Here is a 13,457-nt window from a genome sequence, read left to right on the forward strand (position 1 = left end):
ATTTACTTTATTTGCATCGCCAGACTTTGCTGGCTCGCTTGCTGTTTGCCCTTTTGATGCTGATGGCTGTCGACCATTTGTTTGATTTGAGAGACGCATGAGCCACAGTTGGTACCGCATTTGAGTTTGTTTTGAAGTTGGGTCAGTGAAGTGCAGTCTTGTTTCTCCATCGCGTCATGTATTTGTTTATCGGTGACACGGAAACAACTACAAACCAGTTTGGCGCTGCTTTGCGATTGAGTGATGGTAAGCAGTTGCGATAACTCTATCGGCTTGCCAATCAAGTGCGTAAAGTTGGTGTAATCGGTTTGAATCGGTTCACTAGACACCACCAAAACAGAACGAATGATACGAACGTCTCCAACAAGATCGTAATCCACTGCTAGCCAACCTTGGGCAATATCAATCGTGATCCTGCGGCTCTTTTCCGTTCGACAAAAACTCTGCTTTTTTGGTCGTTTATCGTGTGCGAAGCGCCAGATGCCCAAATTACTTTCTGCTTGAAATGCGCTGTAGAGAAACTTGCCGGAATCAAACTGTGTCCCGATGAACATACCGTAGGTTTTTACCGCTGCGTCTTGCACTTCAACATAAGACGACTTAAACGCAGGTTGCCCAGAAATAGGGTCTTTTGCGCTGTTTATTATCGCGTTAACACTGCTTTCACCGCCATATCGGCCCGCCCAGTGCATTGACATAAACAGCTCCTGAAACCCCAAACCTTCATCAATGGCAACTTTGGCATAAATACCGGTGTTTGAAGTAGGCTGGAACAGCTTGATGAGCTGTCCGGCTTTTAAGCGATTTTGAGTGGCGGAGAGTGTGTTCATGTACACGGTTGGCTCTAACTCAGAGGCGGCAAGGTGTGCGATATGCCCTGTACGCGTCATGGTATGCCATTGGTCGCGTTGTCTGCCCGTATTGAGCCACCAGCCTTTTGTTCTCTCTAAGCGTTGAGGCAATTCACTGGTCACGACAAAACGCGCTTTACCATCTGGGTGCGAATAGATTCCTTCAGCAAAAGGGCGCTCTCCTCCCCATTGTGTCGGCACCCACTCCTCGTATTCTTGCTCGGTTAAGTTCGCGTATTGTGATAGGTCGAGCTTCAATGGCGAATCAGTATTCATGCCTGTCATCGCCGCATATTCCCTGAATACCGCCCGCTCAGAAGTAAACGCAAAGCCATTTTGTGTCTTTTCCAATGTACACAGAGCTTGTCCGACTTGGCTTATCGCCCACCAATCTGGTTTTGCTTCACCAGGAGGCGTTTGAAACTGACGCTGCCTTGAAAGTCGACGTTCAGAGTTGGTTACCATACCTTGTTTCTCACCCCAACCAGCGGCCGGCAGCAACAGATCCGCGTAATGCGCTACATCCGAATCCGCTGTAATATCAGACACAATCACAAAAGGACAAGCCTCTAACGCGCGCTTAACCATCTGATTATCAGGCAAAGAAACCACGGGATTGGTTGCCATGATCCACAGAACTTTAATCTCCCCACGTTCTACCGCCTCAAACAGTTCAACGGCTTTTAAACCGGGCTGAGTGGCAATTTCTGGTGAATCCCAAAACGCCTGCACTTGCTTGATAGAATCTGCGTCAAAAGCGCGATGAACCGCTAGTTGGTTTGCCAAACCACCGACTTCTCGCCCACCCATCGCATTCGGCTGACCTGTAATAGAAAACGGCCCACAACCTGACTTGGCAATTTTACCTGACGCCAAATGTGCATTAATAATGGCATTGCCTTTATCAACACCATTTTCGGCTTGGTTAACCCCTTGGCAAAACAGCGTGATTGCGCTTGGGCTTTGTGCAAACCATTGGAAGAAGGTGGTCAGCTTTTCTTCTGAAATGCCAATGGAAGACGTTAGATTAGTGACATCGTAACGAAAATCAGTAGCTTCTTCTGCAAGCGCAGCAAACCCTTCGGTATGGGAATTTATATATTCAGAATCAATACATTGCTGCTCGATAAGAAACTTGAGAAGCCCATTAAAAAGTGACACATCCCCATCGTTTTTAATCGGTAGATGCAAATCCGCTTGCTGCGCTGTGACCGTTTCACGCGGGTCAATGACCACCAGCTTGAGGTTAGGATTGTTTTCTCTCGCTTGTTGAATACGTCGAAATAGAACAGGGTGCGTCCAAGCGGTATTGGCACCACAAATGATCAATAGCTCAGTCTTATCAATGTCATCGTAATTGACGGGAACGACATCTTCACCAAATGCTCGTACATGAGCCGCAACCGCCGAAGACATACACAAACGGGAGTTAGTATCGATGTTTGCGCTGCCAACATAGCCTTTCATGAGTTTGTTGGCGACGTAATAGTCTTCCGTCAACAACTGACCAGAAACATACATCGCGACAGAATCAGGTCCAAACTCCGCTTTTGCTTGATGGATCTCTTGTGCAATTAAGTCTGTGACCGACTGCCATGACACTTCTTTTTCCCTTAGCTTGGGGTAGAGCAATCTTGAAGGCATTTGTAAGCTTTCTGCTAATGCGACACCCTTTACACACAGTGAACCGGAATTGGCCGGATGAAGCGCATCTCCAATAATCTTGTTATTGCTGATTTCAATTCCGCAGCCTACTCCGCAATACGGACAAGTTGTCTTTCTACACCCTTGTGACATAACGCCTCCTGCGCGACTAATCCTAAATTACAGGCAAAAAAAAGCCTCTCCCGAATCGAGAGAGGCAGCAATGCCTTTAACGCTGTTAGTACATTTTCAAAAGTAATACCCTATCCCGCTCTCGCCTGCTATAGAGAGCGGTGCATCGAGTTAACGATGAACATTTATATCAAAGCAAACGAGGTGCCAAGATTGAAAATCTTTAATTTACAAAACGTTAGAACGTAAAAAACTATTGCAAAGTAATACCGCGCACTGATTGAGTGCAAGTTTCGTTCATTATCGTGCAGGGTTACTTTACTAATTCCATGACCAATCTAGACTCTTCGTCACCGAAATAATGCGCTTCTTCTTTTAATACTTTGAAGCCAAGGGAGAGGTACAAAGACAATGCAGGCTGATTATTCGGATCGACCGTCAACTTCACACTTGAGCCCAACTTCAACGGCGCGATGGCACTTTCAATCAGAGAACGCGCAATACCCTTACCACGATGTTGAGTATCGACAGCCAGTGACATGATCCAATATTGCTGCGCATTTGTGCTTGTCGTCAGCAAAATATACCCTGCGACTTGCTCCCCCTCTTTCGCCACTAGTAAGCTTTCCCCCCAACAATCAAAAGCTTGTCGAAAGAAAAATTGAGGATAGGCATGTTCTCCAAATAAAGTATTTTCAAGCGTATACACAGCCAATAAGTCGTCTTTATGTGCAGACAGAATGTCCATTCAATAATTCCTCCTTTAACATTTGTGGCGGCAGTATATACCTAAAACTCATCTAAATGCAGGACTCATAGACCTGACACTTGCTAACTCTCCAATATGCACCATGGCACATTAAGTAAGAGCACGCTTCTTTAGCATATACATCCATGATTAAGTTTTAACCACGAAATCAAAAACCACCCATTAGTAAAAATTTGAAATATAACACCAATTTATTGCTTAAATTTTAGATTAAAACTCTAGTTTTTAAAAAAATTCATAGTTTGATAAGTTACAACCACCCCTTATATTCAGCATGATTCACCACACTTCCGATGTGATAACAAACACCAAAACCTATACCATTCTCCGCATTATTATTTTTATAAAAGCGAGTTTTAAGTGAAAGAATCTCGAAATGCGTTAAATTCCAGTGAATTAAACACAACAACATCTTGGTCAAAACACGATACACATTGGGTCCTTAGTCTGTTTGGAACAGCCGTTGGTGCAGGCATTCTATTTCTGCCGATCAACCTTGGTATTGGCGGCTTTTGGCCGTTAGTCGCAATGGCTGTGCTTGCTTTCCCAATGACTTATCTTGCCCACCGTGGTTTAGCTCGCTTTGTACTGTCTTCCAAGATCAAAAATGCAGACTTTACTGATGTAGTGGAAGAGCACTTTGGCGCAAAAGCGGGTCGCTCTATTTCACTGCTGTATTTTCTTTCGATCTTCCCGATCCTGTTAATTTACGGCGTCGGTATTACCAATACCGTAGACAGTTTTATGGTTAACCAAGCTGATATGGCTTCTTTGCCTCGCCCTCTACTTTCAGGTGTACTAGTGTTTGCATTAATTGCCATTATGATGGCGGGCGAAAAAGTCATGCTACGGGCTTTTGCCATTATGGTTTACCCATTAGTGGCTATTCTTGCCTTTCTTTCATTTTACTTGATACCAAACTGGACCATGCCAATCATGGACGCCCCTGAAGCGTCTGCTTTTGCTAGCACTATGTGGTTAGCGGTTCCTGTGGTTATTTTCTCGTTTAGTCACGCAGCTGCGATTTCAAGCTTTGCAAATGTGCAACGTCGCCATTATGGCGATCAAGCGGATGCGAAATCCGAAGTAATTCTTCGACGCACTAGCATCATGTTAATTGCGTTTGTGCTTATTTTTGTCTTTTCGTGTGTATTAGCGCTGTCACCAGAGCAATTGGCTCAAGCTAAAGAACAAAACGTGTCGGTGCTGTCTTATTTAGCCAATGCAACAGACAACCCATTTATCGCAACGCTTGGTCCTTTGGTGGCTTTTGTTGCTATCACTTCCTCTTTTCTTGGGCACTTTTTAGGTGCACGCGAAAGCTTAAATGGTTTAATTACCAAACACTCTAAACTGTCTGAAAAGCGGGTTGATCGTATCAGCGTTGCAGTACTTTTCTTTTCAATCTGGGCAGCAGCGATCATGAACCCAAGCATTCTTGGTATGATGGAAGCGTTGTCAGGGCCTGTTATCGCGATGATCTTATTTATTATGCCAATGTTAGCGGTATACAAAATCGATGCATTGAAACAATATCGTGGAAATGGCTCAACTTACTTTGTTTTAACTGCGGGCATTGTAGCGGTAAGTGCATTGATTTTTAGCTTCTTCAGCTAAAAAGTAGTTATTAGGTTGGATTTTCAGGGGAATACCTTATACGAGATTAAGGTGATTCCCTGAATTTTCTTACTCTTAAGCGGGTAACCATCGTTACCATTGACTCTTAAATAAGAGCAAAAACGCCCGCAATCATAAGTACTGAAGCGATACAAGTGCGGCCAATAATACCGAAGTGTGAAGGTTGAATCATTTCATTATGCATAGTTAATCTCCTGTTTATTATAAAAGCCATTTTTTATTGGCTTAATAACACTATGTCTAATATCGAGTTTTTTAACAACCCATACAAACATTAAATATTTATGACAGAAAGATAATTTTTTAGCGAACCAGCCATCTTTCGAGATGCGAATCGCACCGACTAAATGATGAAACTTACACCACTAACAATGTTCGACACACTAGATTCGTCGCACTGTTTATCTTGTCGTTAAATCAATCTTTCCACTTTTGAACAGATTTATCATTATAAATCATAATATTAGCCTCACCTTTCGCGAAACTTTCTTCACAAGCCGTTTGTAACTCGGAATCCATCCGCACTTAGCCAATAAGAAGTGATAGACTTACCTAGTATTAGGGTTAAACGAGATCACATTTTATTAATAAGCTCATGCACTTTCCGATTAAAACGCTAACTTGCGCGCTGTTCTCAGTACTTGGATTCTTCTTCCATCCAACCCATGTACTTGCCAACACAGAAAAACAGAGCTATCTGGAAGAACACATTTCTCCTCAAAGCAGCTCCATGCTCAATCTCTATTTTCGTTCAATGGGTAAGCCGCGCTCAATTGAAGAAGATGAATTAGTTGCGCCACAGAATGCGTCAGCGGAATCTCTTGCGCTTTATTACTTTGCGCGCCTATACCTAAAGCGCTACGAAGGCGTTCCGCTGCCCAAAGATATGCCTGATTTAATTGAGTTTGGGAAAGCGCATCATTTACCGTGGGTAGTCGCTGAAGCACAGCTTAATAAAGCGGTAACCATGATTGAACTAGACGATAATTGGAATGCAGAACTTGTACTCCATGACATCATCGCTGAAGCCCGCGATCTCGGCTACTTAGCGCTAGAAGGAAGAGCATATCGCTGGCTAGGGAACTTAGAGGTTTCACGGAATCAACTACGTAGCGGACTCAAGTATTACCGAACCGCCTATGAGTTGTTAGAGAGAACCGTGTTTGAAATGCAAGTTGCCATGACGCTGAATAACATCGGTACCGTCTATATCGATGCATCCGATTGGGCTCGCGCCAGTAGCTACCTTACGCAAGCACTCGATACCTATTTAAACAGCAAATATCAATATGACAACAGCCTTTTCATTGGGGTTATCTACGCAAACTTAAGTATTGTTCACTTAAGCAGTGGAGATAGCGAAAAGGCAGAATACTATTTTAATGAAGCAATCCGACTCTCAATGCAAACGGGGTCAGACGTCATCAAACATTATTCATTATCCAGCTTCTCACAAATGTTAAGTTCGATAGGGAAAATTGATGAAGCGTTGATGGTTGCACAGCGTTGCGTAGCTCTCCCTATCACGGGAAACGTAGAGGCGAAGAAAATGCCTTGTTATGAAGCATATGCAGAAGCATACCTCGCAGATGAACAATACGATAAAGCTATTTCGACAGCTATCAACGTACTTGAGCAAACTAAATCAACCGATGAGCTAGAAATACGACAGCGCATTGATATGCTGTCGGTCCTAGTAAACGCGAATCAAACCCTTAATAATTTTGAAGCGGCTTTTCGTTACTTAACTCAATTAAGAGAGCTAGAAGCTGAATTTTCTCATCATATTCACGGCGAAGAGATGATTAACATTAAGTTTGACCTCGAAGCTAAGTTAGCTCAAAAAGAACTCAAGCTACTAGAAACGAAAAATGCGTTGCAAGCCTCAGAGCTGCGCTCACAACGCTATAGAGAAATGTTCTACTTTATCGCTATCGCAGCGATTGGTGTCGTTGGCTTTCGTTACGTACTGCGCGTTAGGCGTATTAATAAAGCACTCACTCAAGAAAATACTACCGATCCATTAACTCAATTGCACAACCGTCGCTACCTTCCCATTTGGCTGGATAAAATGGCTCGTAGAAGCCCAGATAGAACGTTTGCCTTAGCCGTATTAGATATCGATCATTTTAAAACGTTTAACGATGAATATGGGCATGATATTGGCGACAAGATGTTAATTCATATTGCCAGGTTATTTAATGAATCGACTCGCTCTGGAGACCTACTCATCCGTTGGGGTGGAGAGGAGTTTGTCTTATTATTTGAAGTAAACAGAACTGAAGATTGCGCTAAATTCTTGGATCGATTGAGATATATCGTGGAAAACACGCCACTAGTGGTTGACTCTAAGTCATTAAACGCGACAATTTCTCTCGGGGCTGTCGACAGACTGTCCGTAAAAACTATTCAACAAGAATGGGATCAATGGTTTTTCTTCGCAGATCAAGCTTTGTATGACGCAAAGCAAGCAGGAAGAAATCGCTTCGTTATTCACCCGACGTCATAAGAGCAAAATGAAAAAAATCCTAACCATCGCTATTTTTGCGCCTGCACTTCTCACTGCGTGTAGTAACCATCAAGCCTCTCAACTGGGAATGCGCAGCAGCAGTGTTAACGTATATGCCCAGAAAATGAGTAACACTCAGTTGTGCGAGACCCTCTACTACAACCGTGCAACCAACCAAACCAAAGTTGCGATTGGCGCTGAGTTTAACCGACGTGGTTTAAACAAGAAGTGGTGTGATAGTGAGTTCAATAAGCTATACATCAAAAAGTGGATTGATAACGTGTTACCCAAAGAAAAGGCCAAACCGAAGAAACCAATGGCGACAATTCAACCAGCTTCAACTAAATAATCCTTCCTCTCAAAGCAGACAGTACGACCATATTTTCTGCTTTTTACTTTTCATGCATGCGCTATTCGACATTAAAAAACCCTATAATTTCAGTGAATTAACACTGACTCATGTTGTTCGTCGAACTTTTGACGTAAACAAGTTGTAAATGGTTTTCGTCCTTATTCTTTGTCGTTAGCTTTGTTTATTCCTGTTAGAGGAATATGAAACAGGAGCTAAAAAATTCCAAACAAAGACATGAGGTCAAAAATGGAAATACGCATTAACCGCCTATTTGCTGCTATGTTGGCAGTAGGCATTGCACCTGCCGTCTCGGCGTTTGATCCACTCTATTCTGAACAATGGCACTTAGACAACACAGGGCAAACTGCTTTTGCAGCTAACCCAGCTGTTGCTGGGAACGACCTAAACACCAAGCTCACTCAAGCAATGGGTATTGCGGGTATTGGTGTAAAAGTCGCGGTCATTGATTCTGGAGTGCAGATCGATCACCCAGATCTTGCAGGTAATATAGTTACAGGTAGCAGAAACTTCGTCGAAGACTCTTCTTTCCCATTAAGTTATCCGGTTGATACCAATGGTCACGGCACTGCTGTCGCCGGTTTGATCAGCGCAGTCGGCAACAATGGTGAAGGTGGACGCGGTGTTGCTTCTCACTCTTCTCTTATTGGTTTTAACTGGTTAGCCAACCAGACATTAGAAGGCTGGCTAATCTCTCACGGCATGGACCCAGCCACACGCGATGTTCGTGTATTTAACCAAAGCTATGGTTTCAGCCCGATCAACCCAATAACTTTTGATGAAAGCGATCCTCAACTTAAACTTGAAATGGACGTGATAAAAAATGTCAGCGAGAGTAACTCATGGGGACGCGGTGCTGTATTTGTTAAGTCAGCCGGCAATGGTTATCGCTATTTCAATGCGGGAAGATTCTTCGTATTACCAAGTAACTTCTTTGCTGGTGGAGACAACCAAGGCTTGCCGATGCACAACTCCGCTCAGTCTTATGACAACGCCAACTATTTTAATTTAATCACCAGTGCACTACGTGCGGATGGCACGCGAGCGAGTTACTCATCGGTGGGGTCTAACGTGTGGGTTGCCGCACCAGCAGGTGAATATGGGCAAGACTTCCCTGCCATGGTCACCACCGATTTGATGGGTTGTGAAGAAGGGCAAAATACCAGCGACGGACTTGGTATCAATGGCTTACACGGCGGAACGGAGCTAGACCCGAACTGTAACTATACCAGTACAATGAACGGAACCTCGTCTGCTGCGCCAAACACGTCCGGTGCCATCGCGGCAATCATGTCCACGAATCATGCACTTTCTGCTCGTGATGTACGTGCTTTGCTAGCAGAGACAGCAAAAGTAACGGATAAAACGCATCCAGGCGTACAACTTGAATTTACTAACCACAAAGGTGAACAGGTTAGCTACGAGGCCATTTCTCCTTGGCAGAAAAACGCTGCAGGCGTAGATTTCCATACTTTTTATGGCTTCGGCGCTGTCGATTTGGATGAAGCAATGCAACGTGCTCGCATGACGAATCGTGTTTTACCGCCTCAAGTTATTACGCCTTGGGTTAATAATGCTAAAGAAGTCAGTGTACCCGATGCGAGTCTGGCTGGCGGTTCATCAAGTATCGCTATTGCCGATGAGCTGAAGGTAGAATCCGTTCAAGTGAAATTGACATTAGACCACTCTCGCCTGCCCGACTTAGCTATCGAGCTCGTTTCGCCATCAGGGACTCGTTCAGTTTTGCAAACACCACGTAATGGTCTTGTTGGTCAATCTCTTGACCCAACAATTACTGGCTACAAAGACCAATTAATGTTGTCTAACCAGTTCTATGGCGAAGATGCAAAAGGCGAATGGACATTACGAGCAATCGATACGAATGGCGACGAAGTCTTTTCTTACATTGCATATTTTAACTCTTCAACCATCTATGACGTTCCGATGGCAAACAACGCTCAGCCAGGTGTTATTAAGAACTGGTCGATGCGCATCTTTGGACACTAAGGAGTCAATTACATGAAATACATATCATTTTCTATGCTGGCTCTTTCTATGATGACGGCTAGCGCATACGCTGAGCAACAACTCTCTCAACAACTCGCACCTGAACTGTTTGTGCCTTCAGAAGCGGTTGAGATTAATGGCCAAGATTATCGCAAGGTGCAAACGGGTACAGCTAGGAGCCTATCCGAAGAAGTAAAACTTCAAGCCGGTGATGAAGTGTTTAAGAATGCGTTTAGCAATGTATCCAAGGCCACTGGACTGGTTTACATCACGGTAAACAACCCTAACGAAGCGAAATCGGTCGCCAAAGAGCTAAAGCTGGAAGTTGTCTTCGCAGAGGGAGAGTCTGCGGTGTTAAAAGCATCTCAAGATCAAGACCTACTGAGCATTAGCGACTATCTAAACGCAGACAGCCGGGTAAAAGCGTCTAAAATTGAACTAAACAGCGGTAAGTACCGTGCACAATAATTCTCTAGCAAGAGAAGTTGGCTGATAAAACCATGCCTCGGCAATTGCTGAGGCATTTTTATAGGTGGGTATAGAAACCCTCTTTTTCTTTTGTAGATTACTACGGAACTAGCATGATATTTAGGAGAGCGTGTCCGGCAGCGCCTGTCATTTCTTAAATAAAATAACTTCGGTTCTTAGTCTATCCTGCGTGGTTTCTTGCGGGTTATCTAAGTAGCGCTCAATCCCTAATGGGCTGGTTTTGGCTTTCATACCACTCTGACGAACCAAGTTCATCGCTAAAGCCCATGCATTTCCCAAAAACTGATATTCCCCACGGTGCTCGACGACGAATGTTTCACTCTCAGGTATGGTACCGGAAACCGCTCCCTCTGGCGCAGTTACTGCGTTCTCAAGTGGCAAGCAAGTGATAAACTCAAACGTGTCTTTCTGCATATCCATCGACTGGTAATAACAAAATAACTCACCGTTCACAGATAAGCCCTTGTCATCAACTATCTGCTTTAACTTGTGAACTTGTTCTTCTATTACCGGACCTAATTCTGGAATGCTGGCCTCGCCTTTAATTCCGATGTAATGAACCTGAGGCAGGGTTCGATTACCAATTTCAACCAAGTCTGAGAGCACTTGCCCGGTTTCAAGTTTGCTTTTGAGCATGCGTAGCCCACGTTGATAATCCATCTCTATCATCGATTTCAACTTACTTTTCAAAAAGAACAGATACCAAGGAACGCGTGATTGCATTTGCCATTCGACTAAACAACCATCTTGTGACGGCGTCACTATTAGAGTCACCTTTCCGTGACTCTTGATTGGGCGAAAGAAATGAAGCTCCATATCTAACCGATGTTCTTGAGTGCTTTCAAGTACGATGGCACCAGTCCCAATACGCTGACCATTCCATTGGTAACCGGCTCCAACGTGACCTTGATTATCGCTGAATGTCAGCTCGCAGCTCGGTTCAAGAATGATCCAAGGTGACCAATCAGGCCAGTTATTAAAATCCTTGAGATAGCCAATAATCTCGCTTTGATTCTTATTAATTTCAATACTTCTGCTGACCTGATAAGAAAGCATAACGGTTCCTCAAGTTTCCGCGTCACTAACTTCAGTCTAATTCAAATTCCAGTTTTTTCTTGTTTGACTGTGGGTTAGACGCACAAAGCTAGGAACGGAATTCCACTTTCGCACTAAATCGAACACCATCATCGTCCAGTATTAACGCCCATCCCATCCGTTCACATATGCGTTGTACGATAACAAGCCCACAACCGTAGCCGGCGTTGTACGTCTCGTTACCATCGTGACGATTCAGGATCTTAAGAGCATGACCATCCAACTCAATTTCAATATCCCCTACACTATAGCTAAAGGCGTTTTTAATCAGATTGTTGATAACAATGGTCACAAAACTCTCTGGAGCCGTCACTACACCACTATGTTGTTCGTGCAAAGCGTAATTCGAATCTTGCTTGGCAAATAAAGGAGCTAGCTCTTCCAACTGTTTTTGTAAACAAGTGAGAAGCTGATGCTCTCCGTAATGCTGAGGCTCTATTTTCTCTTTACCGAGCAAGAGAAACGCTTCTGTTAGTACGCGCATGTCTTCACAAGCTGACTGCATTCTCGCGATGGCTTTTTGCGCGACTCGAGGTTGTTCTGGAATACGCGTTAGAATGTCTGTTGAGCCTTTGATCACCATGATTGGCGTTCTCAACTCATGCGATGCAAAACGACTAAATTCTTGTTCTCGTTTGAAATAGCCCGCGATATCGTTTTTATTATCCAGCAAAGTTTGCTCTATCTGGCGTGTCTCGCTGAACTTTGTTTCAACTTGGAAAGCGGGTTGATCCGGTGACATTTGGCTGATTTTGTCTTCGATTTGCGCTAGTGGTCGAGACAATATTCGCACCATATAAATACCATACCCGACCATAACAAATGAAAATAAGCCACCGAGCAGTAGCGTAAACTGATGCAGCGAGCTTTCGTATTCGTCGAGGTAATCATCGGAGTCATCTTGAAACACAATGTACATAAGCCCCTTCCCTGAGGGGTGTTTCAATACGACAAAGTGTTTGTCTTCTTCACCAAGCAGATATTCGTAAAAACCGGGCGAAGTAAAAGAGAGCAACCAATCCGGTGTCGGTGCTTCACTCCAATATGAGTTGAACTCCAATACGTTTGGCAATGGCGCATCCCAGCCCTGTTTCTCGAAATTCTCACTATAAAGCGCAGCTTCAGTATCAAGCCAGTGATGTAAACTCAGCACTTCAAGTTTGTTTTCTGCCACATAAATCAGCGACCAAAAAAGAGTAAACATCACAAGCGTCATCACCCCAAAACCCCAACGGATCTTGCGATAAATACTTGGATATTCGTTATGCTTTAAGTCGGTAACCTTGTCCATGAATAGTCTCTAATCGTGATTCTTCAAAACCTTTGTCTAACGCGGTTCTTAAACCATAAATATGGCTACGAAGTGCATCACTTCCGGGTGGTTCGTCTCCCCACACACTATCGATCACTTCTGTGCGCGAAACCGATGCTGGAGCACGTTGGAGAAGTAACTTTAAAATCTTGGTTTGAATTCGGCTCAGCTTAATTTCTTTGTCTTTTCTCGTCACTTTGCCTGTGCGCGCATCTAAACAAATGTCCGCAAACTTGAGCGTTCCAATATCTTGCCTTGGACCGCGATTAGCCAAAGCATGAACACGCAAACTAAGCTCTTCCATCGCAAATGGCTTCATTAAATAGTCATCGCCTCCCGCTTTAAATGCCGCGATTTTGTCATCTAACGTATCTTTTGCGGTTAGGAAGAGGATTGGCGTTCCACAGAGCTGATCTTGTCGAAGTTTCTGTACCGTACTAATGCCATCGAGCTTAGGCATCATGATATCCATGATGATTACATCGTAATGATTACCCTCGATTAACTTCAGTGCGGCCTCACCATGATACGCACAATCGATAATCATGCCTTCAAGCTCAAGATAGTCCGCAATCGTCTCCGAGACATTGTGGTTGTCATCTACAATTAAAATTTTCATAAAAATCACATTTCTTCACGAT

At 43.8% G+C, this 13,457-nt stretch carries 10 protein-coding genes; 5 read left to right on the forward strand and 5 right to left on the reverse strand.

Features of this window, described 5'->3' with window-relative positions:
- Positions 1-2 precede the first annotated feature (2 nt).
- Both FKN16_RS09625 and FKN16_RS09630 read right to left on the reverse strand, forming a co-directional pair.
- Positions 3-2,648, reverse strand: a complete 2,646-nt coding sequence (locus FKN16_RS09625) for a nitrate reductase (protein ID WP_170902564.1) — start codon at positions 2,646-2,648, stop codon at positions 3-5.
- A 292-nt stretch (positions 2,649-2,940) separates the two neighbouring features.
- A complete protein-coding gene (locus tag FKN16_RS09630) occupies positions 2,941-3,375 on the reverse strand; it encodes an N-acetyltransferase (protein ID WP_005395641.1) in 435 nt (144 codons plus the stop codon).
- A 381-nt stretch (positions 3,376-3,756) separates the two neighbouring features.
- On the opposite strand from FKN16_RS09630, the gene FKN16_RS09635 reads away from it, so the two are divergent.
- The 5 genes from FKN16_RS09635 to FKN16_RS09655 all read left to right on the forward strand — a co-directional run bounded on the left by FKN16_RS09635 (position 3,757) and on the right by FKN16_RS09655 (position 10,388).
- Entirely contained in the window at positions 3,757-5,013 is a 1,257-nt protein-coding gene (locus FKN16_RS09635) for an aromatic amino acid transport family protein (RefSeq protein WP_012842510.1), read from the forward strand.
- 616 nt (positions 5,014-5,629) lie between these two features.
- Entirely contained in the window at positions 5,630-7,543 is a 1,914-nt protein-coding gene (locus FKN16_RS09640; protein ID WP_170902565.1) for a tetratricopeptide repeat-containing diguanylate cyclase, read from the forward strand.
- A 7-nt stretch (positions 7,544-7,550) separates the two neighbouring features.
- Positions 7,551-7,892, forward strand: coding sequence for a hypothetical protein (locus tag FKN16_RS09645; RefSeq protein WP_170902566.1), 342 nt, complete (start codon positions 7,551-7,553; stop codon positions 7,890-7,892).
- Between the two features lie 249 nt (positions 7,893-8,141).
- On the forward strand, positions 8,142-9,920 hold the full coding sequence (locus FKN16_RS09650; protein WP_170902567.1) for a S8 family peptidase: 1,779 nt from the start codon (positions 8,142-8,144) through the stop codon (positions 9,918-9,920).
- A 12-nt stretch (positions 9,921-9,932) separates the two neighbouring features.
- Positions 9,933-10,388: a hypothetical protein gene (locus tag FKN16_RS09655; RefSeq protein WP_170902568.1), complete on the forward strand. Its 456-nt coding sequence runs from the start codon at positions 9,933-9,935 to the stop codon at positions 10,386-10,388.
- A 147-nt stretch (positions 10,389-10,535) separates the two neighbouring features.
- On the opposite strand, the gene FKN16_RS09660 is transcribed toward FKN16_RS09655, so the two are convergent.
- The 3 genes from FKN16_RS09660 to FKN16_RS09670 form a co-directional block, all read right to left on the reverse strand.
- Positions 10,536-11,465, reverse strand: coding sequence for an SRPBCC family protein (locus FKN16_RS09660; protein WP_170902569.1), 930 nt, complete (start codon positions 11,463-11,465; stop codon positions 10,536-10,538).
- An 88-nt stretch (positions 11,466-11,553) separates the two neighbouring features.
- Positions 11,554-12,795: a HAMP domain-containing sensor histidine kinase gene (locus FKN16_RS09665; RefSeq protein ID WP_170902570.1), complete on the reverse strand. Its 1,242-nt coding sequence runs from the start codon at positions 12,793-12,795 to the stop codon at positions 11,554-11,556.
- Positions 12,767-13,435 carry a response regulator transcription factor gene (locus FKN16_RS09670; protein ID WP_170902571.1) on the reverse strand — a complete coding sequence of 223 codons (669 nt, stop codon included), beginning with the start codon at positions 13,433-13,435 and terminating at the stop codon, positions 12,767-12,769. The genes FKN16_RS09665 and FKN16_RS09670 overlap by 29 nt, the downstream gene beginning before the upstream one ends.
- Positions 13,436-13,457 lie beyond the last annotated feature (22 nt).

The organism is Vibrio sp. 11-4(1), assembly GCF_013048625.1.
Classification (GTDB): Bacteria; Pseudomonadota; Gammaproteobacteria; order Enterobacterales; family Vibrionaceae; genus Vibrio; species Vibrio diabolicus.